The sequence below is a fragment of the Cohnella thermotolerans DSM 17683 genome, from assembly GCF_000429825.1.
GTDB lineage: Bacteria > Bacillota > Bacilli > Paenibacillales > Paenibacillaceae > Cohnella > Cohnella thermotolerans.
In genome coordinates this window covers 84,922-106,750 of the sequence record NZ_KE386955.1, presented here as the reverse complement: position 1 = coordinate 106,750, position 21,829 = coordinate 84,922, and the positions used below count along the sequence as shown (strand labels likewise).

Sequence of the window (21,829 nt, the reverse complement as noted above, 5' to 3'; positions counted from 1 at the left end):
CACACCGTTTGTTCCTCCTCCACATAAGATAGAGTGCATTAACCCGGAGGAGGGGAAGCATGGACAAAAAATTATCCAAAGACGTCTTAAATGTCGTCAATAAAAAAACGGGCAAAACGATCTCTGAAACGTCTCTCAAAAAAATCGCCGCGAACGTCACGCCTTCCACCTTGCAGAGCGAAACGCAAATCCGCCAGCTGATCAAGCAAGTGTCGACGCTGGCCGGCGTACCGGTCTCGGAAGAGACCGTCAAGAGCATCGTCAGCGCCGTCAAGAAGAGCGGCATGAATCTTGACAATATCGAGAGCATGATGAAGATGATGATGAAGAAGTGAAGCTCCGACGACGAGGTCCGCAAGACGCGGAATTTGTCGCCACGATCCCCTGCGCCTTAGGGCGCCAGGGGATTTTCTTTTCATTTCATTTTAATAATGGTATAATATTCACCGTTTTGTAGGCCTATCCGGGAGAGGAAATGAATCGATGGATCCGATGATGAAAATGTGGGTATCGTTCGTTGGAATCGGTCTCATGGTTCTGTCGGCGGTGCTGATCATGGTGACCCGCATGAAGACGAGGGGCGCGCTTCGCTTCGTCTTGTCGTTGATCGCCTTCGTCATGCTGTTCGCGGGCATGATCTGCGGCCTCGTTTCCATTGTATAGAAGGGAGTCGGGGGACAGCATGATTACGTTGACGGGACGAACCCTGACGAAGACGGTCGAATCCGGAACGGGCCGAACGTTGCTGGAGCTTGCCAAGCGGGCGGGCGTCGATTGGCAATTCAATTGCTCCAGAGGCACATGCGCCCGCTGCCGCTGTCTGATCCGGGCGGGAGCGGAGCTGCTGGACGAGCCGACGGATGCGGAATGGGACCGCCTCGGTCCCGAGGAGCTCGAGCAAGGCTTCCGGCTGGGCTGTCAAGCCGTCGTCAAGCGCGAAGGCGAGCTGTCGGCGGTGAACCGGACTTATTTCTAAGACGTAAGTAGCGAGGAGGCGGCCGAATGGCGGACGGGAAGCCGATCCGAGTCCGTTTCCTGCCCGACGACCGGACGGCCGTCGTTCGGCGCGGCACGACGCTGCTGGAGGCTTCGCGAAAGGCGAAAGCTCCGGTTCGGACCCGCTGCGGCGGAGTGGCCGGCTGCCTGATGTGCAAAGTCACAGTGGAGCCGGGACAGGCCGGGGCGCTGTCCGAACCGACGCCGGCCGAACTGCTCAAGCTCGGTCCGCTGCTGAACGATGGCGTGCGCTTGTCGTGTCAAGCCCGCGTTCAGGGAGACGTTGACGTGCGCATCCCGGAGGATCCGCTCAAGGCGGCGGTTCGGCGGCGGCTGGCGGAGCAGGCGGATGATGATCTATGGTAGGATGGCGGGAGGTTGAACGATTCAGATGAAGGCAACGAACCAAGCGGCCGCACGGCGCGCGCCGCGGCGGATGGCCGTGTTCGCGATGCTGGCGCTGGCCGTGCTGGCGCTGTCGGGCTGTCTGTACCCCGAAGACGCGACGCCGGGGTACGACGCTTCCGCCCGACAGGCGGTGATGGCGGTTCAGGACGCCGTCGACCGGTACAAGGAGGCGACGGGGCTGCTGCCGATCGTCAGCGCGGACGAATCGGTGCCGGTTTACGAGAAGTTCAAGATCGACTTGGGCAAGCTGAAGCGGATGGGCTACTTGGGCAGCATTCCGGGGGTCGCCTTCGAGAGCGGGGGAAGCAACCAGTTTCTCATCATCGACGAAGAGACGAAGCCGGCCGTGAAGCTGCTAAGCATCCCCGTCTATCAGCAAGCGCTTACGGTGCAAGGCAAAGTAAGCGATTATATGGACAAGCACGGAGGCAAGACGCCGGCGGGCGAACAGGTTTACCCCGGCTTCTGGCGCGTCGATTTCAAGAAGCTCGGAACGTCCGAGCCGGAAGTGCAAAGCATGTTTTCCGGGCAAACGCTGTCCTTTATGCTGAACGAGTCGGGCAGCGTGTTCATCGACTACGCGCTCGATATCGCGACGGCCGTCCGCAAATCGTCCAAGACGCCGGGCGAGACGGACGACCTGCGGCGCGTCCTCGTCGACGAATCTTATTTCGTCCCGGTTAAGGCGCCCGTCTACCATTGGGTCGGCGGGGAACCCGTCGCCGTTGCGGCTGGCTGACGCCAATCGATCGCCAACCGTTCTTCCTTATGCGGAAGGACGGTTTTTTGCATTGCGGCGACATACGTCCCGCATTCCGCTCATAAGATCATGAGGAACGGGAGGGGCGCGGGCGTGCGCGGTCATCCAAACGAATCAACGGGGTTCCCCGGAGCCGGTCGGAGCCGGTTCGCGCGCGGCGTCGCGATTTATGGGGGGATTTCTTCTTCGGCTGCGTCATATTCCAGGCATACGCACATAGAATGATAGCAGTCCAAGTTCGTGTACGAGTCCGTCGCGCTGACGGATCCACGCAGGCTTCGCGATTACGAAGGGGAGGGAATCTCATTGGAAAAAGTGGACATTTTCAAGGATATCGCCGAGCGCACGGGAGGCGATATCTACCTCGGGGTCGTCGGCGCCGTCCGGACGGGCAAATCGACCTTTATCAAACGGTTCGTCGAAACTGTCGTCCTGCCGAACATCGCGCATGAAGCGGATCGGGTGCGTGCGATCGACGAGCTGCCTCAAAGCGCGGCGGGCCGTACGATCATGACGACGGAACCGAAGTTCGTACCCAACACCGCGGTGCAGATCAAGGTGGCGGAAGGGCTCGAGGTGAACGTCCGGCTCGTCGATTGCGTCGGCTATGCGGTCGAAGGGGCGAAGGGCTACGAGGACGAGAACGGTCCCCGCATGATTTCGACGCCCTGGTTCGAAGAGGCGATCCCGTTCCAGGAAGCGGCCGAGATCGGAACCCGCAAAGTCATTCAGGAGCACTCGACGCTCGGCGTCGTCGTCACGACCGACGGCACGATCGCCGAAATTCCCCGCAGCGCTTACGTCGAGGCGGAGGAGCGGGTCGTCCAGGAGCTCAAGGAAGTCGGCAAACCGTTCGTGCTCATCGTCAACTCGACCCGGCCGCGCAGCGACGAAACGCTGTCGCTCCGGAACGATCTGGCTGCCAAATACGATATTCCCGTCATTGCGCTCAGCGTCGCCACGATGGGCGAAGAGGAAGTCATGAGCGTCTTGCGCGAGGTGCTGTACGAATTCCCGGTTCACGAAGTCAACGTCAATCTCCCGAGCTGGGTCATGGTGCTGAACGATCGCCACTGGCTGCGTTCCAGCTTCGAGAATTCCGTCCGCGACACCGTGAAGGACATTCGCCGTCTGCGCGACGTCGACCGCGTCGTCTCCAGCTTCCTGGAGTACGATTTCATCGCCAAAGCCGGGCTTAGCGGCATGAACATGGGCCAGGGCGTCGCCGAGATCGACCTGTACGCGCCGGACGAATTGTATGACCGGATTCTGCAGGAAGTCGTCGGCACGGAAATTCGCGGCAAGGATCACCTGCTGCAGCTCATGCAGGAATTCGCCCATGCGAAGCGGGAATACGACCGGTTCGCGGAGGCGCTGGAGATGGTGAAGACGACCGGTTACGGCATCGCGGCCCCGACGCTGGCGGAGATGCAGCTCGACGAGCCGGAACTCATTCGCCAGGGCTCCCGCTTCGGCGTCCGGCTCAAAGCGACGGCTCCGTCCATCCATATGATCCGCGTCGACGTCGAATCCGAGTTCGCGCCGATCATCGGGACGGAGAAGCAGAGCGAAGAGCTCGTCCGCTACCTGATGCAAGATTTCGAGAAAGACCCGATCAAAATTTGGGAGTCCGACATTTTCGGCCGTTCGCTCCATTCCATCGTCCGCGAAGGCATTCAGGGCAAAATCGCGATGATGCCGGACAACGCCCGCTACAAGCTGCAAGAGACGCTCGGCCGCATTATCAACGAGGGCTCGGGCGGCCTGATCGCCATCATCCTCTGAAGTCCGCTCCACCGCCTCGCGCTTTCCCGCCAAGGGAAGGCGCGATTTTTATTTTCCCGCGCGCCTAGCCAAGCTAGGCACAACTAGCCGGTGCAAGTCCGGTCGAGGTAAGAGCCAAGTCGCCTCGTAGCTGACGGGCAGCTGGTGGAGAGATCCTAAGGCTGAAGCCCCGTGACAAAGTAACTCCTGCGGGAGTGCGAGCAAATCAGCAGGCCGTAACATGAAGTGAATCCTGCCGCATCGTCAAAAAGAACCGAAAGGGACAAGAGAGAGCCGAGCCCCGGGGATATGGGTGAAGGCCATGGAACGCGTCAAGACCTTGGAAACGCAGCGCGGAAGAACTCTCCGGTGTAAAGGGATCGGCATGCTGAGAAAGTTGTGTCTGGAACTAGGGAGACCCTCCCCTGCACGGCAGACGCCGTAAAGAGTGACCTTATAAGCCCGAAAGGTGAAGTGGGAAGCTGCAGGAAGGGAGTCGGAGGGGGCCATATTACCTGAGAAGTGAGGACAACAAAACCTCATGGAGGGAAGGGCGGCGAAAGCCAATACCCCACTTTGTTCATGTGCCAGAGGAGGTAAGAGTCCGTGAATGCAGTCAAACCTGCTAACTACGCCAAAGCGAAAGCTCGACAACTCCAAAACGCACTATACCTTGCGGCCAAGGGAAACCCGAGGCGGCGGTTTCACGCGCTGTACGACAAAGTGCACCGCGGCGATATTCTTTGGGAAGCATGGAAACGGGTCAAGGCGAACGGCGGAAGTGGCGGTGTGGATGGCGTAACCATCGAATACATCGTCAAGGAGTATGGTGAAGAACGATTCGTCAGCGAAATCCAGGACGCCTTAAGAAACGGAAAATATCATCCACAGCCCGCAAGACGGAAGGAGATACCGAAGCAAGACGGCAAGATGCGTCCGCTGGGCATCCCCGTCATTCGGGACAGAGTCGTGCAAATGGCGACGAAGATGGTACTGGAGCCAATCTTTGAAGCGGACTTCAAGGACTGCTCTTACGGATTCCGGCCGAAGCGAAGCGCCCATGACGCAATTCGGCACATTCGGCGGGCAGTCAAGAAAGGCGTTTACTGGGTCGTGGACATCGACATCACCGGCTACTTTGACAACATACCGCACGGGAAGCTGATGCAACTGGCGGAACAGCGCATCAGCGACCGTAGGGTGCTGAAGCTGATACGCAAATGGCTGAAAGCGGGGTTCGTGAAAGATGATCAGTTTCACGAAACCGAAATGGGCAGTCCGCAAGGCGGCGTCATCCGTCCGCTGCTGGCGAACATTTATCTGAACTACCTGGACACGATCTGGGAGAAGAAGTTCGCAGAAATCGGGACACTGGTGCGATACGCCGACGATCTTGTGGTCCTTTGCAAAAGCAAAGAACAAGCCCTGAGGGCGATCGATGTCCTCAAAGCGGTATTCGCAAAGCTGGAACTGGAGATGAACAAGAAGAAGTCCAAGCTTGTAAACCTGTGGGGAGACGGGCAAGGCTTCGACTTTCTGGGGATGCATCACCGGAAAATACCAAAGAGGATGAAAGGGAACAAAGAAGTCTTCGTTCTTCGTAGCTATCCGTCCAAGAAAGCGATGAAGAACATGAGGCAGAAGGTAAAGGAAGTGACCGAACCGCGCCATCGTCTGCATTGGACGATGAACCGGATGGTGGACGAATTGAACCCAATGATTCAAGGGTGGAAGAACTATTACGGTTTGGACTCCTTTGCCGATAAATTCCTGAACAAAATCGACTGGTACATCCGTAAACGCCTCACTCTGTTCTGGAACAAGAAACACAATCGTCGAAACAAACACAGCAAGTCCGGGCAGACAGCCATTTTGGCCGAACTTGCCGGACTCAAGAAACTCGCCGGCTAAGGAAAGTATCGTAATGCCGAAGGAAGAAGAACATCGGAAAGCCGGATGAGGGAAAACCTCATGTCCGGTTTGATGAGGAGGGGCTGGAAGCCCAGCCCTTTACTCTACGAAGAATACGCTCCGCGTTTCTGAATGGACTCCGCTGCCGTCCATGGACGGCTTGGCGTTTTTGCTTCGGCCTGTGCCTTTTTGAACCTTGGCCTTGGTCTGCGCTTTCGCCCCCGCTTTCGTCTACCCCGCCTCCAGCGTCACCTCCTCCCAAGGCGTTCGTTGTCCAACGGACCGTAGTTCCGTTATCTTTTTCCAAAGTCTCTCTTTAAGAATTTAACGGACAGACGATCCGCTATTTGCGGTCAGAGACGTCACTTTTTACTGATTGGCTTCAAATAGCGGAACCACGGTCCGTCAACCCTTCCATATCAAGGCATTTTCGATAAATAACGGAACGTATGTCCGTTACGATGGGCGGGAAGTCCTGTGCCTTCTGCAATTCGAGAACAAGTCCCGTTCGCCTCCGGCGTCACCTAAGTTCGTTATAAATGCGCCTGCCCCGCATCCCTCGCTCGCAGCCGGATTTGGTACGTCCGGTGGACTCCCGTCCGCCCGCCACGGCCAACATCTGCCGATCGACGAGCCGATGCAAGCTTCTCTTGTGCTCAAAGTGGGCGGCACCCCACTGGCATGAATTCCACAATCGGCGTTCGGCATCCATCTGCCTGCGGCCGCAACCAGCGCTGTCTGGGCAATTTTCGAGGTTGCGTTTCTCCCATTCCAGGCAGCATTAGCGAAAATAACGAAGAAAAGCTTGTTATTTCGACAAATTTCGCATAAAATTTGATTTTGTGAGCCTCTTGCTCTAGTATATCTTAAAAACCGATTGACATAGTAGGTTATTGGGCATAAGATTAGTTTTATTCAAAGAGACATGTTATTCTCGGGGAGGAAACAGAAATCATGAAACAACCGAAACGCCTGGGTGTGTTGCTCGCCCTGACCCTTGCCTTCGGGCTCGTCCTGTCGGCATGCGGCGCCAAGAACAACAACAGCGGAGCGAGCGAATCCGCATCGGCATCGCCTGCCGCTTCCGCATCCGCCTCGGGATCCGCATCGGCTTCTCCGGCCGCAGATCCCTCGGTAGAGTCGTTGAAAGGGAAGAAGATCGCGCTGATCATGCAATTCAACCAAGGCACGTTCTCCGCTCAATACGTGGACGGCGTCAAGGATCAAGTCGCCAAATACGGCGGCGAAGTGACCGTACTCGCCTCCAACAACGACCTGAACACGATGGCTTCCAACCTGGACACGGCCGTCAACCAGAAATTCGACGGCATCCTGATCGACCACGGCAACGCGGACGCGCTGACGGCCGGCGTGAACAAGGCGCTGGCGGCAGGCATCCCGGTCGTTGAGTTCGACGCCGGACTCAACATCGACGGCGTGACGAGCGTCGCGCAGAACGACCAGGTGATGGCCGAGAAAACGCTGGAGCAGCTCGCTTCCGACGCCGGCGGCAAAGGCAACATCGTCAAAGTATGGGTGGCCGGCTTCGCGCCGATGGAACGCCGCCAAGTCGCTTACAAGGCGTTCCAGGAGAAATATCCGGATATTAAGGAGATCGCCGCGTTCGGCAACGCGAATAACCCGCAGCTCGATACGCAAACGCAAATGGAAGCGATCCTGAAGCAATATCCGAAGAAAGGCGACATCACCGCCGTATGGGCGGCGTGGGACGAATTCGCCAAAGGCGCCGCGAACGCGATCAAGCAAGCGGGCCGCGACGAAATTAAAGTGTACGGCATCGATATGAGCGACGAAGACTTGGCGATGATCCAAGATCCGACCAGCCCTTGGATCGCTTCCGCAGCCGTCGATCCGACGACGATCGGACGCGTTCAAGTCCGTTACCTGTACCAGAAGCTGCACGGCGACAAGACGGATGCCCGCGTCGAGCTGGAACCGATCTACGTAAGCCGCGACGCGCTTCCGAAGGACAAGAAAGTGACGACCGCCGACCTGTCCCAGTACGTCAAAGGCTGGGGCGAGAGCGATCAAGGCAACACCGATTACCTGAAACAACTTGAGCAATCCGTAGCGGCGAAGTAATCATCCGCCGGATGAGGCTTGCGGCACGGCGCGGCGCGGTTTTCCGCCGCGCCGTTTCCTGCTGTGAGGAAGCATTCCGAAGTGGGGAGGGGCTTGTTCCTTGAATAACGGCAATGTGCTTGAAATGAACGGCATCGAGAAATCGTTCGCCGGCGTCAAGGCGTTAAGCCAGGTCGACTTCCGGGTGAAGGGCGGCGAAGTCCACGCTCTGCTCGGCGCGAACGGAGCGGGCAAGAGCACGCTGATGAAGATCCTGTCGGGCGCCTATGAAGCCGACGGGGGAGAGATTCGCATTAACGGGCAGGCGCTGCAGATCCGTTCCCCCGCCGATGCGAAGGCGGCCGGCATTCACTGCGTGTACCAGGAGGTCGATACTTCGCTCGTTCCGCAGCTGAGCGTGGCGGAGAACATTCTGCTGGACCGGCTGGCGTCGTCGCGCGGGAAAGCGTGGCTGCGCTGGGGGAGCCTGTATGCGGAAGCGCAAAAAATATTGGACCAGCTCGGCTTGCAGGTGTCCGTCCGGCAAAAGGCGGGTTCGCTTACGCTGGCCGAGAAGCAGCTGGTGCTCATCGCCCGGCTCCTCGTCGAGGAAGCGAAGTTTATCATCCTCGACGAGCCGACGGCTCCGCTCAGTCTGGAGGAGGCCGACCGGCTGTTCCTGATCGTGGATAGGCTGAAAGCGGCCGGCATCGGCATCGTCTTCATTTCTCACCGGCTGCCGGAAGTATTCCGCGTTTGCGACGCGATCAGCGTCATGCGCGACGGCCGGATGATTACGACCGAACCGAAGACGAACCTTCAGCCCGGAGACGTCATCCGCGCGATGCTCGGACGCAGCTTCGACGAGGAATACCCGAAGCTGGACGCTTCGATCGGCGACGTGGTGCTGGAAGTCAAAGGCGTGGCGGCCGGCCATCGGGTGCGCGGCGTCGACCTCGAAGTCCGCAGCGGCGAGATCGTGGCCGTCGTCGGGCTCGTAGGAGCCGGCAAGACGGAGCTGTCTCGCCTGCTGTTCGGCGCGGACGAAGCCGAGAGGGGGCGGGTGACCGTCGGCGGCAAGCAAGCCAAGCTCTCCGGCCCCGCGGCGGCCGTCGCTTCCGGCATTGTGCTCGTGCCCGAGGAGCGGCGCAAGGAAGGCATTCTCGTGGGCGAATCGGTGCTGCACAACCTTAGCCTGCCGGTTCTGCGCCCGCTCAGCCGGATGGGCTTCATCTCCGGCTCCTCCGAGCGCAAGCTGGCCGACGGCATGATCGGGCGACTCGGCATCAAGACGCCCTCTTCCGGCCAGCTGACCGGTTATCTCAGCGGGGGCAACCAGCAGAAGGTCGCCATCGGCAAGTGGATGAGCACGGAAGCGGACGTCTTCATCTTCGACGAGCCGACCAAAGGGGTGGACGTTGGCGCGAAACGGGATATTTTCCGCATCATCGGAGAGCTTGCCTGTCAGGGCAAAGGAATTCTGTACCTGACCTGCGAATTCGCCGAGGCGCTTGGCCTCGCGGACCGGATTCTGGTCATGTGCGACGGCCGGATCGTCAAACAATTCGCCCGCGGCGAAGCGACGCAGGAAGACTTGCTGTACTACGCCAGCGCGGGCAGGGAGGAACTAGCTTGAATAACAAACTGCTGCAATTTTCGTTCAAATACGGGGCCCTCATCTTCATCGGCCTCGTGCTGCTGTTTTTCTCGCTGTACAACGAATATTTCTTCACGTACGGCAACCTGACGGACATTCTTCGCAGCATCTCCATCGTCACGTTCGTCGCCATCGCCGTGACGATCTCGTTGACGGTGGACGGCTTCGACCTGTCCGTAGGCTCGACGGTGTCGCTGTCGACGGTCGTCACCGCGACGCTGATGGTCTGGTTCCAGATGCCGCTCGTTCTCGTCATCGTCATTCCGATCGTCATCGGCGCCCTGGTCGGGTTGCTGAACGCCTTCTTGATCGTCAAAGTTCGCATTCCCGACCTGCTGGCGACGCTGGCCGTCATGTATATCGTGAGCGGCATTCACAAGACGTACACGAAGGGCTACTCCATCTACAGCAACATGCAAATGCAGGACGGCACGAAGGCGCCGGGCGTCATGGAGAAGGACTTTCTCTGGATCGGCCAAGGCAAGCTTCTGGGCGTTCCGTTCCCGGTTATTCTCATGATCGTTGCGGTTATCGGCGCGCACCTGTTCTTCAAGTACACCCGCTGGGGCCGTCAGATGATCATGACCGGCGGCAACGAAGAGGCGGCGCGGCTGTCCGGCCTCAAGGTCAAGAAGATCCGCACGATCGCCTACGTCGCTTCCGGCGTCTTCGCGGCCATCGGCGGCATCCTGTTCGCGGCCCGCGTCGGGTCCGGCCAGATCGACGCCGGTTCGCCGCTGCTCATGGAGGCGGTCGCGGCGGTGTTCGTCGGTTATTCGGTGCTCGGGGCCGGACGCCCCAACGTGTTCGGCACGTTCGTCGGAGCGGTGCTGACCGGCGTTCTGATCAACGGCCTGACGATGCTTCACGTCCAATATTACACGACCGACATCATCAAAGGCGCGGTGCTCGTGCTCGCTCTCGCGGTCACGTTCATTCACCTGACGCGCAGGAAAGTTTGACCAACAAGCCCGGGACCGCGCGTCTTGCTTGAAACTTCGCGCGGTCTCTGTGTATAATTTCTGTTGAAACGGATAAACAGTTAACAAGCCAGTATCCGCCCAGGGAGGTGAATGTCATGAACAAAACCGAACTGATCGCTAGAGTATCGGAGCTGACCGATCTGTCCAAGAAGGATGCGACTGCGGCAGTCGACGCCGTATTCGACGTCATCTCCGAAGCGCTTCAAAAAGGAGACAAGGTTCAGCTCGTAGGCTTCGGCAACTTTGAAGTGCGCGAGCGTTCCGCCCGCAAGGGCCGCAACCCGCAAACCGGCGTGGAGATCGAGATTCCGGCCGGCAAGATTCCCGCTTTCAAGCCGGGTAAAGCTTTGAAAGAAGGCATCAAATAAATCTCGGTTTTTGCTTAATTTTGTGATGGTTCCGGGGTTGCGCATCGCTTTCGGCCTGTGCTATAATCACTCTCGTACTTCTTTCGGGGTATAGCGCAGCCTGGTAGCGCGCATCCTTGGGGTGGATGAGGCCGTGGGTTCGAATCCCGCTACTCCGACCATTACATACGAGTATCGGCGCTTCATGGAAGCCCGCTCACCGATGAAGACCACTTACTCTTAGGAGCAAGTGGTCTTTCCGTTGACAGGCCAGGGCGCATCGTTCATAGTGAGATTCAAAGAGGAGGCGGATACATCCATGGAGTCGATGCCGGCGAATAGCGGGGAGTACATCGTCGTGAAGGCGAAGGACAACGGAGTGAACGTAATCGGACTTACCCGCGGGCAAGATACGCGGTTTCATCATACGGAGAAGCTGGACCGGGGCGAGGTGCTGATCGCGCAATTTACGGATCATACGTCCGCGATCAAGATCCGGGGGAAGGCGACGGTCATGACCAAGTACGGGATCGTCGAGACCGATGCCTGACGGCGGGCCGAATCGGCCGAGGGAGCCCGTCCGCAGAGGCGGCTCCCGCCGGCTCCGAACGGATTCGGTACGGAGTCCGGAACGCAGGCATAGCCTGCCTTTTTTGTTTGTACAATGATAAAGGGGGAAGTCGGTAACGGAGGAAGGGGATGCCCGGATGGCGATCGATCGGCGATGGCTTGCGCTGATGGCGGCCGGATTTGCCGTCGTCCTGCTGCTCGGACAGCTGCCGCGGCTGGCCGAACGGACGGCGGAACGGCGCGATGCCGCGGCCGCCGTGTTCACGCCTCAGCGCGTGGAGAAGCTGACGGACGACAGGCTCGTCGACGCTTTCATTGCGCTGCCGCTCGAACCGCGTCTTTCCCGGGTCGCCTGGGACCATAACATATTGTCGGTCGACTTGACGTATTCGACGGGCGCCGGCTCCGTCCGGGACGTCTGGGCGGATTCCGCGGAGCTGGTCCGGCTCGCGTTCGTCAGGCTGACCAACGTGCAGGAACTGCTTATTCGCGTCTTCTCGGAGTCGGACGGCCGGAAGACGCTGCTCTTCGCTGCGGATACGCGGGCCGGCGACTGGTCATCCTTGGAAATAACGGAGCTTCAACCCTCCGCAGACGGCTCGGCGCCGGATTGGAGCGACAAGCTTCATTCCGTCTGGACGTCGGCCGGGGAGCGCTGGCGGCGAAATTTTGCGAATTCATGAATTCCGCCTTCGCTTTATGCGGGCACGGCCCGGATATGTTATAATAATAGCCATGCAAACGGACCAGTGCTCCTTTTGAAGGCTCGGAGGCTAAACAATGACACGTAACCACTTGGCGCAAATGGCCCATCAATACATGGATTACGACATGATCGCAATCCATACCGACCTGCCGGAGTTTCCGGAGGGGCGGATCCGGCTGCTGCACGCGATGCTGTCGTATCAGCCGTCGTCCGCTTCCCTGAAGGATATGCTGGCCGTGGTCGCCTCGCTCGTGCAAATGGGTCTGGATACCCACGATATGGTGGACAATGAGGCGGCAGCGGAGCGCGGCGGCCTGCTCGCCATGCGCGCCCGTCAGCTTAAGGTGCTAGCGGGCGATTATTTCAGCGGCCGCTTCTACAACATCCTGTCTCAGGCGGGCCAGATCGAGATGGTCCGTCGGATCGGCGACGCGATCTGCGAGCTCAATCGGATCAAAGTCGTTTTCTATTCGAAAATGAAGCAGATGAAGCTGAACGCAGAGGAATATTTGCTGCATGGGGCGGAACTGAAGTCCGGCCTTTTTAAGTCTTTCACCCATTTGATGAGCGGCTTGTACGAACGGATGTGGCCGGAAGTCGTCGACCGCTTCGTCCGCTGCGAGCTGCTGCTGCAGGAGATGGGCCGCATGGAGAAGCCGTACCGGCTCGACGGCAGTTGGGGCGTATGGCACATCCTCCAGGAGGGGACGGAAGAGGATCGCCTCGCCGTCGTCGAAAGGCGGGACGATCCGGGTACGCTGTTCCAGCTGATGGACAAATACGACGTCCGCGGGAAGCTGAGCGATCTGCTGAACCAGGCCGTGGACCAGCTTCAGGCGCTGCTCGCGCGGCTGCCGTCCGACGAGCTGGCCAAGGAATTGCAGACGCTGCTCGAGCCGTTCCTGAAGGCGATCCGTCCCATGCCGGCCGCAATGACAGAACTGGGGTGAGCCGAGTGAACGCTAGGTCAGACAAGAGCCACGTGCATGCCGTATTCGAGAGCATCGCACCGAAGTACGACATGATGAACGACATCATCAGCTTCCGCCGGCACAAGGCGTGGCGCCGGTTCACGATGCGGAAGATGAATGTCCAAGCGGGACAGAGCGCGCTCGACATCTGCTGCGGAACGTGCGACTGGACGATCGACCTCGCCAAGGCGAACGGGAGCGCCCGGACGGTCGGACTCGATTTTAGCCGCAACATGCTCGATATCGGACAGGCCAAAGTCGACAAGCTCGGCTTGAGCGACCGTATCGAGCTGGTGCAGGGCAACGCGATGGAGCTTCCGTTCCCGGACAACAGCTTCGACTTCGTCACCATCGGCTTCGGGCTGCGCAACGTGCCCGACATCAACCAGGTGCTGCGCGAGATGAAGCGGGTCGTCAAGCCGGGGGGCAAAGTGGTGTGCCTGGAAGTGTCCAAGCCCTCATGGCAGCCGTTCAAATGGTTGTTTCATTTTTATTTCGAGAAGCTCATGCCGCTAATGGGCAAATGGCTGGTCAAACGGTACGAGCAATACCGCTGGCTGCCCGAGTCGCTCGTCAATTTCCCCGATCTACAGACGTTGGCCGAGATGTTCCGGAGCGCCGGATTGCGCAACGTCCGCGCTTACCCGCTGACCGGGGGCGTAGCGGCCTTGCATATCGGAACGAAGGGGAACGACGGAATATGATTCGCAAAATCAAGATTTTCCTTGAAATGATCAAAATCGAACACACGATGTTCGCCTTGCCTTTCGCTTACGTCGGCACGATTCTCGGCGCCGTGACGGAGAACCGGCATTTGCCGACCTGGGCGCAATGCGGCTGGATTCTGATGGCCATGGTCGGGGCGAGAAGCGCCGCGATGGGGCTGAACCGCGTCATCGACCGGGCCATCGACGCCCGCAACCCGCGCACGGCGGGGCGCGCCATTCCGGCGGGCCTGCTCAAAGCCGGGGAAGTGATCGTCTTTATCATCGCCTCGTTCGCGCTTCTGTTCTGGGCGGCGTCCCAGCTCAACAGCCTGGCGCTCAAGCTGATGCCGATCGCGGTCTTCATGACGGTCTTTTATTCTTATACCAAACGCTTCACCTGGCTGTGCCACGTCGTGCTCGGCCTGACGCTCGGCCTCGCGCCTCTCGGAGGCTGGGTCGCGGTGACCGGGACGATCTCGCTTCCCGCCGTCATTCTTTATCTTAGCGTCGCGCTCTGGTCGGCCGGCTTCGACATCATCTACGCCTGCCAGGATATCGAGATCGACCGGAAGGAAGGACTCTACTCGATTCCTTCCCGCTTCGGCATCGAGAAGGCGCTCGGCATCGCGAAGGCGATGCACGCGTTTACGATCGTCGGCTTCGCGCTGCTCCTCGCGACGACCGATTTGAGCTGGTGGTATCTCGCGGGAACGGTCGTCTCCGCCGCCTTGCTGTTCTACGAGCACCAGCTGGTCAAGCCGACCGACATGAGCAAGCTGCAAGCCGCCTTCTTCACCATGAACTGGGTAATCAGCACGGTCGTGCTCGTCTTTACGTTCATCGACCTCGTGGTGGTGAAAGCGTGGTGACGGAAGGAATGCGGCCGGAAGGCGTCCGGCGCTGGGTCGTCGGCTGGACGGGAGCGAGCGGAGCCGTCTATGGAGTCACGTTGTGCAAGGAGCTGCTGGCGGCCGGCATCCACGTGCATCTGGTCGTCACCGACGCCGCCTGGCGGGTGCTGAAGGAAGAATTGGGATGGGATGCCGGCAAGCGCCTGGAATCGCTCCGGGCCGGACTGGGCGTCGAAGCGGGCGATTCGCGGTTCGTCTACCATCCGCAAGGCGATATCGGGGCGTCCATCGCCAGCGGTTCCTTCCTCTGCGAAGGCATGGCTGTCGTGCCATGCTCCATGGGCACCCTGTCGGCGATCGCCCACGGAACGTCGAACAATCTGCTGACGCGCGCCGCCGACGTTACGCTGAAGGAGGGGCGGCCGCTGCTGCTCGTTCCGCGCGAGACGCCGCTTAACGCCATCCACTTGGAAAACATGCTGAAGCTGGCCAGACTCGGCGTGCGGATTCTCCCGGCGATGCCGGCTTTCTATTACGGGCCGCAGACGCTCGACGACGCCGTCCGGTTCATGGTCGGCAAAGTGATGGACAGTATGGGAGTTCCGCACCGATTGTACAGAAGGTGGGGACAATCCGATGATGCATTCTGACGCGAGACCGATCCGGATCGGCCGAATCGATTATACGAACGTGTGGCCGGTATTTCACCATTTCGACCCCTCCCGCCTCCGCTGCGAGGCGGAGCTCGTCTACGGAATGCCGGCGGAGCTGAACCGCATGCTGCGAGCCGGAGAGATCGACGTCGCCGCCGTCTCGTCCTTCGCCTACGGCATTCATTCCGAAGATTACCTGCTGCTGCCCGACCTGTCGGTCAGCGCGCCGGGTCAAGTTCAATCATTGCTGCTCTTTCTCAAATCCCCGTTGGAACAAGTTCGCCGCGGCAAAATCGCGCTCACAGCCACTTCCGCCACGACCGTCAATCTGCTGAAGATCGTGATGAAGAAATTTTACGGAGGCGATCCCGTCTACGAGACGATGGAGCCGGACCTGGACCGGATGCTGGAGAACGCCGACGCCGCGCTTCTTATCGGAGACCACGCGATCCGGGCGTCGTGGCGCGAGACCGGTTACCGCGCGCTCGATCTGGGCGATCTGTGGCGGCTGTGGACGGGCCGCTGGATGACGTTCGCCGTCTGGGCGGTCCGCCGGGACGCCGCGCTTCGCCATCCGGAGGCGATCGCCGAAATTTACGCCGCGCTCGTCGCCGCCAAGCGGCGGTCGGCGGCCGATTCCGAGCCGCTCGCCCAGGAAGCCGTCCGCCGGATCGGCGGAACGGCGGATTACTGGCGCGGCTACTTCCGCGGCCTGTGCCACGATTTCGGTCCCGAGCAGCGGGCGGGGCTGTCGCTGTACTTTCAATACGCGAGGGAGCTGGGGCTCATGGAGAAGCCCGTCACCCTAGCGGACTGGCCGGATTCCGTTCACGCGTAAAAAGCATCGGCCACAATCCCTACCGAAGGTGAACCTATGAAGTTAATGCAACTGTATGCTTCGCTGAAGTCCGATTTGCAGACGATCGAGGATACGCTGGCCCAAAGCGTCTCCTCCGACCTGCCGCTGCTGAACGAATCCGCCCAGCATCTGCTCAAGGCCGGAGGCAAGCGGCTGCGCCCCGTATTCGTTCTGCTCTCCGGCAAATTCGGCGAGTACGATCTGAGCCGGATCAAATACGTCGCGGCCGCGCTCGAGCTCATTCATATGGCGTCGCTCGTTCACGACGACGTCATCGACGACGCCGACACGAGGCGGGGGCAGCCGACGGTCAAAGCCAAATGGGACAACCGGATCGCCATGTTCACGGGGGATTACATAAACGGCAAGGCGCTCGTCGTGGCGAGCGAACTGGGCGATCCGCGGATTCACCAGATTCTGTCCTCCGCCATCGTCCAGATGTGCATCGGCGAGATGGAGCAAATCCGCGATTTCTTCAATACGGAGCAGACCGTCCGCCATTACTTGCTCCGCATTCGCCGCAAAACGGCGCTGCTCATCGCGATCAGCTGCCAGCTCGGTGCCATCGCCGCGGGTGCGCCGGAGAATATTTGCAACGCGCTCTACCGGTACGGCTACCAGGTCGGCATGACGTTCCAGATTACCGACGATCTGCTCGACATATGCGGCACGGAGAAAAAAATCGGCAAGCCGCCGGGAAGCGATCTGAGGCAGGGAAACATAACCCTTCCCGTGCTGTATGCGTTGCAGGAACCGCCGATTCGAGAACCGTTGCTTGCCGAAATTGCGCGCATCCGCGAGAAGGAGGGCGCGGCCGATTCGGCCAAGGCGGTCAAGCTGGTCCGTTCCAGCAAGGGCATCCGCGAATCGGAGAAGCTGGCCGAGCGTTATATGGAGAAGGCGCTCAAGGAATTGGAGCGGCTGCCCGACGTTCCGGCCAGGCGCAATTTGGCCGACATTGCGAAATTCGTCGCTCAGCGCAGCTACTGATTATGGTAGAATAAGACAAAGCATTCACCGATGTAGGGGGATTGGTTATGGAGAGAACCTATCTGATGGTCAAACCCGACGGCGTGCAGCGCGGCCTGATCGGAGAGATCGTCGGGCGATTGGAGCGCAAAGGGCTCAAGCTGATCGGCGCCAAGCTGATGCGGGTTTCGCCGGAACAGGCCAAGAAGCATTACGCGGAGCATGAAGGGAAGGACTTCTACGAGCCCTTGCTGGCCTTCATTACGTCGGGTCCCGTCTTCGCCATGGTATGGCAAGGGGACGAAGCGGTGGCCGCCGCACGCCAGCTGATCGGCAAGACGAACGGACTCGAAGCGGCTCCGGGCACGATTCGCGGAGATTTCGCCTTACATACGAATTTCAACCTGATCCACGGATCGGATTCGCAAGCCAACGCGGAGCGCGAGATCGGGATCTTTTTCGAACCGTCGGAACTGCTCGATTACGAGAAAAACATTCAGCCCTGGATCTGATCGCGTCGGCACTGGAGGCAGAAGAACCGGAATGAACAACTTGGGGTCCCGTCCGCTTCATCCTTCGCCCGAAGACGATGATTTCTACCGCTTCGTGGCCGATATCCGCAGAGCGACTTCGATCGACCTGTCGCAATACAAGGAGACGCAGATGCGCCGTCGGCTGACGACGCTCAGGCTCAAGCACGGCTTTGGGGATTTCGCCTCCTATTTCGCCGCGCTGAAGTCGAATCCGAAGCTGATGGACGAATTTCTCGACCGGATGACGATCAACGTCTCCGAATTCTGGCGCAATCCGAACCGCTGGCAGGTGCTCCTGGACAAGTTTCTCCCGGAGATGATCAAGACGACGCCGCGATTGCAAGTCTGGAGCGCAGCTTGCTCGACGGGCGAAGAGCCTTATACGCTGGCGATGATTCTCGACCGGCTGGGCGTCCTCGATTCATCGGCCATTCTCGCCACGGACATCGACGAGGGCGTGCTGGCCAAGGCGAAGGCCGGCGTCTATCCGGAGCGTTCGCTTCGGGACGTGCCGGCGAATTTCGTCCGCGACTATTTCCAGCGGGAGAACGGAAACTTCCGGGTAGCGGAGAAGCTGAAGCGCGCGGTCCGGTACCAGAAGCAAAATTTGCTGCTCGATCCGTTCGGGGAGCGATTCGATCTGATCGTTTGCCGGAACGTGATGATTTACTTCACCGAAGAGGCGAAGATGACGCTTTACACGAAGTTTGCCAAAGCTTTGAAGCCGGGCGGGCTGCTGTTCGTCGGCAGCACGGAGCAAATTTTCTCGCCGAGACAGTACGGGCTGGAGACGGCGGACACTTTTTTCTACCGGCGCACGGTATGAGCCCGGGCTTGGGGCGCGATACTAGAGACATCCAATTCCAAGCCGGAGGAATTCCATGGATAAGCGCAAAGTGATCGCCGCTTACCGCTGCGGACTCATCTCCTCGCAGGAATGCGCGCAAATCCTCGGTCTCGACAATGTGGATTTGCTCGGCTTCATACGGGAGACGACGCTAGAGCCGCCGCTGCCGCTGCACAAGCAGCCCGTCCGTTCGTGACGGGCTGTTTTCTTGTCAAAAAGTTCACAGCTGTACTATAATGAGCAAAGACGTTATCGGGTTGAAGCAATAAAGCGCGCGCATCCGGGATCGATGATTGTCGTCTGCCGCGCAAAGTTCGACATCGGGAGCGGGAATTCGCCGATGGCGCAAACCCGGCCGTTCGTCGGACTTCATCAAAGGGAGGTTCATACATTGAGCTTACGTTATTTGACCGCGGGGGAAACGCACGGGCCGCAGCTTACCGCCATTATCGAAGGATTGCCGAGCAATCTCGAACTTGATTTCGAAGCGCTTAACTTCCAGCTCCAGCGCCGCCAGAAGGGCCACGGCCGCGGACGCCGGATGCAGATCGAGCGGGATACGGCGCAAATCGTCGGCGGCGTCCGGCACGGACGGACGACGGGGGCGCCGGTTGCGCTCGTCGTCGCCAACAACGACTGGAAACATTGGACGTCGGTCATGAACGTGGAGCCGATCGAGGGCAGCGACGAGACGAAGCGCCGGGTGCACCGTCCCCGTCCCGGCCACGCCGATCTGAACGGCGGCCTTAAATATAATCTGAAGGATTTGCGCAACGTTCTGGAGCGCTCCAGCGCCCGCGAGACGGCGGCCCGCGTGGCCGTCGGCGCGGTCGCACGGCAGCTGCTCGAGAAGTTCGGCATCCGGGTAGCCGGCCATGTCGTCTCGATCGGGGGCATTACGGCGCCCGCGCCGAACTTGCCGATCGAGGAGCTGATCGCGAGGACGGAGGAATCGCCGGTGCGCGTCGCCGATCCGGAGACCGAAGCGAAGATGATCGCGCTGATCGACCAGACGAAGGCGGACGGGGATTCGATCGGGGGCGTCGTGGAATGCATCGTCACGGGAGTGCCGGTCGGACTGGGCAGCCACGTGCAGTGGGACCGCAAGCTGGACGGACGAATCGCCCAGGCGGTCGTCTCCATCAACGCGTTCAAGGGCGTCGAATTCGGCATCGGCTTCGAAGCGGCGGACCGCCCGGGATCGCAGGTGCACGACGAGATTTTGTATTCGGAAGATAAGGGCTATCATCGCGCCAGCAACCGGCTCGGCGGATTCGAGGGCGGCATGACCAACGGCATGCCGATCGTCGTCCGCGGCGTCATGAAGCCGATTCCGACGCTTTACAAGCCGCTGCAAAGCGTCGACATCGACACGAAGGAGCCGTTCACGGCCCAGGTCGAGCGTTCGGACGCCTGCGCGGTGCCGGCCGCCAGCGTCGTCATGGAGAACGTCGTCGCCTGGGAAGTGGCGAAGGCGTTCCTCGAGAAGTTCGGCGGCGATTCGATGGAAGAGGTTCGGGCGAATTACGACAACTACCTGAGACAGGTGGCGGAATACTGATGGCGGGGGAGACGGATATAAGAGAGCTGAAGGTCGATCTGGGGGAACGGTCTTATCCGATTCTGATCGGGTCCGGGCTGCTGAAGCGGGCGGGAAGCTTGTTCCTGGAGCGCGGGTTTCCCGTTAAATCCCCGATATTGCTCGTGACGGACCGTTCGGTGGAGCATTTGTACGCCGGCGACGTGGAACAATCGCTAAGGGATTCCGGATATAATGTGACGAGAGCGGTCGTCGCTTCCGGCGAGAAGTCGAAGTCGCTCGCCGTCTTCGAAGAGGTCGTGACGGCCGCGCTCGAAGCGGGTCTGGATCGCCGCTCGACCATCATCGCCCTCGGCGGAGGGGTCGTCGGGGATTTGGCCGGCTTCGCGGCCGCCTCCTACATGAGGGGCGTCCGGTTCGTGCAGATGCCGACGACGATTCTCGCGCACGACAGCAGCGTCGGCGGCAAGGTGGCGGTCAATCACCGTCTGGCCAAAAACATCATCGGCGCGTTCCACCAGCCGGAGTTCGTGCTTTACGATCTCGACACGCTGAGAAGCTTGCCGCCCCGCGAAGTGAGGTCGGGCCTGGCGGAAGTGGTGAAGCACGGCCTGATCTGGGACGAAGCTTTCGTGAAGTGGTGCGACGAGAACGCCGGGCGTCTGCTCGCGCTGGAGCCGGATGCGCTCGGGTATGCGCTGTATGAAGGCTGCCGCGTCAAGTCGATCGTCGTCTCCCGCGACGAACGGGAGAACGATCTGCGCGCGATTCTGAACCTCGGGCATACGATCGGGCACGCGCTGGAGGCGGTGGCGGGCTACAACGAGCTGCTGCACGGCGAAGCGATCTCGATCGGCATGGTCGGCGCCGCGCGGCTGGCGGCCAAATTCGGCTACGGGGAAGCGCTTGCGGCGGAGACCGAACGGCTGCTTCGCAAATTCGGCTTGCCCGTCCGGATTCCGTCCGGCTACGATACCGGCGCCATCATGGAGGCGATGCAGCACGACAAGAAATTCAAGGAAGGCCGGATGGTGTTCATCGTGCCGAAGCGCATCGGCGAAGTGGAGATCCGGAATGACGTTCCGGCGGAGTGGGTTCGCGGCATCGTCGAGCAATTGAAAGAGGAGGCCGGCTTTTCATGAGCGTTAGGGGAATACGCGGCGCCATCACGGTTGACGCCAACGAGAGACAGCTCATTTTGGACGCGTCGGTTAAGCTCATGAACGAGATCGTCGAGGTGAACGGCGTATCGCCGGAGGACATCTGCTGCGTTTTTATAACCGTCACTCAGGACATCGACGCGGCGTTCCCGGCGAAGTCGATCCGGGAGCTGGAAGGCTGGGAATTCGTGCCGCTCATGTGTTCGGTGGAAATTCCCGTCAAGGGAAGCCTGGAGCGGTGCATCCGGTTCATGGTGCTGGTGAACACGGATTTGAAGCAGTCGGACATGCGGCACGTGTACCTGGGCGGAGCCGAAGCGCTGCGTCCGGATTTGTCGGCGGCCCGTTGACGTCTGACCTTCCAAATGCTATAGTGGCATTAGCGCTTGGCGCGGAACCGTCGGCCGGAGGGACGACGACTTACGCGCGGGCGAGCTGAGCAGAGACGAGAAGAGCGGAGGTGCCGAACCTCGGGGAACGCATGCGTTCAGGACGAGGGAGTCGGCGGCGGAACGGCCCGTACGGGCGCGGCCTTGCGGTTGCGGATTGTCGGAC

At 59.9% G+C, this 21,829-nt stretch carries 25 protein-coding genes and 1 tRNA gene; all 26 read left to right on the top strand.

The genetic code is table 11. The annotated features are described in order from the left end of the window. Positions 1-59 precede the first annotated feature (59 nt). The 26 genes from G485_RS0118105 to aroH all read left to right on the top strand — a co-directional run bounded on the left by G485_RS0118105 (position 60) and on the right by aroH (position 21,624). The gene (locus G485_RS0118105) at positions 60-335 is read left to right on the top strand and encodes a stage VI sporulation protein F (protein WP_027093667.1); all 276 of its coding nucleotides are present in this window, start codon (positions 60-62) and stop codon (positions 333-335) included. 148 nt (positions 336-483) lie between these two features. After that, the gene (locus G485_RS0118100; RefSeq protein ID WP_027093666.1) at positions 484-663 is read left to right on the top strand and encodes a DUF2768 family protein; all 180 of its coding nucleotides are present in this window, start codon (positions 484-486) and stop codon (positions 661-663) included. A gap of 19 nt (positions 664-682) precedes the next feature. Then, positions 683-976, top strand: a complete 294-nt coding sequence (locus G485_RS0118095; RefSeq protein WP_027093665.1) for a 2Fe-2S iron-sulfur cluster-binding protein — start codon at positions 683-685, stop codon at positions 974-976. A 26-nt stretch (positions 977-1,002) separates the two neighbouring features. Next, complete coding sequence (locus tag G485_RS0118090) at positions 1,003-1,362, top strand: 2Fe-2S iron-sulfur cluster-binding protein (RefSeq protein WP_027093664.1); 360 nt, start codon at positions 1,003-1,005, stop codon at positions 1,360-1,362. A gap of 25 nt (positions 1,363-1,387) precedes the next feature. After that, entirely contained in the window at positions 1,388-2,143 is a 756-nt protein-coding gene (locus G485_RS0118085; RefSeq protein ID WP_027093663.1) for a hypothetical protein, read from the top strand. Positions 2,144-2,470: 327 nt separating this feature from the next. After that, the gene (spoIVA, locus tag G485_RS0118080) at positions 2,471-3,949 is read left to right on the top strand and encodes a stage IV sporulation protein A (RefSeq protein ID WP_027093662.1); all 1,479 of its coding nucleotides are present in this window, start codon (positions 2,471-2,473) and stop codon (positions 3,947-3,949) included. A gap of 585 nt (positions 3,950-4,534) precedes the next feature. Next, positions 4,535-5,839: a group II intron reverse transcriptase/maturase gene (gene ltrA / locus G485_RS0118075; protein ID WP_027093661.1), complete on the top strand. Its 1,305-nt coding sequence runs from the start codon at positions 4,535-4,537 to the stop codon at positions 5,837-5,839. 954 nt (positions 5,840-6,793) lie between these two features. Continuing rightward, positions 6,794-7,942, top strand: a complete 1,149-nt coding sequence (locus G485_RS0118070; RefSeq protein ID WP_027093660.1) for a sugar ABC transporter substrate-binding protein — start codon at positions 6,794-6,796, stop codon at positions 7,940-7,942. A 124-nt stretch (positions 7,943-8,066) separates the two neighbouring features. Continuing rightward, on the top strand, positions 8,067-9,557 hold the full coding sequence (locus G485_RS0118065) for a sugar ABC transporter ATP-binding protein (protein WP_027093659.1): 1,491 nt from the start codon (positions 8,067-8,069) through the stop codon (positions 9,555-9,557). After that, positions 9,554-10,540 (top strand): ABC transporter permease, encoded by a 987-nt coding sequence (locus G485_RS0118060; protein ID WP_027093658.1) that lies wholly within the window; start codon positions 9,554-9,556, stop codon positions 10,538-10,540. Before G485_RS0118065 ends, G485_RS0118060 begins: the two co-directional genes overlap by 4 nt. A gap of 116 nt (positions 10,541-10,656) precedes the next feature. After that, a complete protein-coding gene (locus G485_RS0118055; protein ID WP_027093657.1) occupies positions 10,657-10,929 on the top strand; it encodes an HU family DNA-binding protein in 273 nt (90 codons plus the stop codon). Positions 10,930-11,013: 84 nt separating this feature from the next. Next, a tRNA-Pro gene (locus G485_RS0118050) sits at positions 11,014-11,090 on the top strand. A gap of 146 nt (positions 11,091-11,236) precedes the next feature. Then, the gene (gene mtrB / locus G485_RS0118045) at positions 11,237-11,458 is read left to right on the top strand and encodes a trp RNA-binding attenuation protein MtrB (RefSeq protein WP_027093656.1); all 222 of its coding nucleotides are present in this window, start codon (positions 11,237-11,239) and stop codon (positions 11,456-11,458) included. 157 nt (positions 11,459-11,615) lie between these two features. Then, on the top strand, positions 11,616-12,161 hold the full coding sequence (locus tag G485_RS0118040; protein ID WP_027093655.1) for a hypothetical protein: 546 nt from the start codon (positions 11,616-11,618) through the stop codon (positions 12,159-12,161). 97 nt (positions 12,162-12,258) lie between these two features. After that, positions 12,259-13,134, top strand: a complete 876-nt coding sequence (locus G485_RS31050) for a heptaprenyl diphosphate synthase component 1 (protein WP_027093654.1) — start codon at positions 12,259-12,261, stop codon at positions 13,132-13,134. Between the two features lie 5 nt (positions 13,135-13,139). Further along, positions 13,140-13,859: a demethylmenaquinone methyltransferase gene (locus tag G485_RS0118030; RefSeq protein ID WP_420805802.1), complete on the top strand. Its 720-nt coding sequence runs from the start codon at positions 13,140-13,142 to the stop codon at positions 13,857-13,859. Beyond that, positions 13,856-14,731, top strand: coding sequence for a UbiA-like polyprenyltransferase (locus G485_RS0118025; protein ID WP_027093652.1), 876 nt, complete (start codon positions 13,856-13,858; stop codon positions 14,729-14,731). Before G485_RS0118030 ends, G485_RS0118025 begins: the two co-directional genes overlap by 4 nt. An 8-nt stretch (positions 14,732-14,739) precedes the next feature. After that, positions 14,740-15,363, top strand: a complete 624-nt coding sequence (locus G485_RS0118020) for a UbiX family flavin prenyltransferase (protein WP_027093651.1) — start codon at positions 14,740-14,742, stop codon at positions 15,361-15,363. Then, the gene (locus G485_RS0118015) at positions 15,350-16,204 is read left to right on the top strand and encodes a menaquinone biosynthesis protein (RefSeq protein WP_084423387.1); all 855 of its coding nucleotides are present in this window, start codon (positions 15,350-15,352) and stop codon (positions 16,202-16,204) included. The genes G485_RS0118020 and G485_RS0118015 overlap by 14 nt, the downstream gene beginning before the upstream one ends. Before the next feature lie 36 nt (positions 16,205-16,240). Then, positions 16,241-17,215, top strand: a complete 975-nt coding sequence (locus G485_RS0118010; protein WP_027093649.1) for a polyprenyl synthetase family protein — start codon at positions 16,241-16,243, stop codon at positions 17,213-17,215. 47 nt (positions 17,216-17,262) lie between these two features. Next, positions 17,263-17,706, top strand: coding sequence for a nucleoside-diphosphate kinase (gene ndk, locus G485_RS0118005; protein ID WP_027093648.1), 444 nt, complete (start codon positions 17,263-17,265; stop codon positions 17,704-17,706). Positions 17,707-17,737: 31 nt separating this feature from the next. Then, positions 17,738-18,553 carry a CheR family methyltransferase gene (locus G485_RS0118000; RefSeq protein ID WP_051318392.1) on the top strand — a complete coding sequence of 272 codons (816 nt, stop codon included), beginning with the start codon at positions 17,738-17,740 and terminating at the stop codon, positions 18,551-18,553. A 55-nt stretch (positions 18,554-18,608) separates the two neighbouring features. Beyond that, the gene (locus G485_RS30500) at positions 18,609-18,770 is read left to right on the top strand and encodes a hypothetical protein (RefSeq protein WP_169732342.1); all 162 of its coding nucleotides are present in this window, start codon (positions 18,609-18,611) and stop codon (positions 18,768-18,770) included. Positions 18,771-18,965: 195 nt separating this feature from the next. Further along, positions 18,966-20,135, top strand: coding sequence for a chorismate synthase (gene aroC / locus G485_RS0117990; RefSeq protein ID WP_027093646.1), 1,170 nt, complete (start codon positions 18,966-18,968; stop codon positions 20,133-20,135). Then, entirely contained in the window at positions 20,135-21,256 is a 1,122-nt protein-coding gene (aroB, locus tag G485_RS0117985; RefSeq protein ID WP_035157168.1) for a 3-dehydroquinate synthase, read from the top strand. Before aroC ends, aroB begins: the two co-directional genes overlap by 1 nt. Beyond that, positions 21,253-21,624 (top strand): chorismate mutase, encoded by a 372-nt coding sequence (gene aroH / locus G485_RS0117980; RefSeq protein WP_027093644.1) that lies wholly within the window; start codon positions 21,253-21,255, stop codon positions 21,622-21,624. The genes aroB and aroH overlap by 4 nt, the downstream gene beginning before the upstream one ends. Positions 21,625-21,829: the final 205 nt, after the last annotated feature.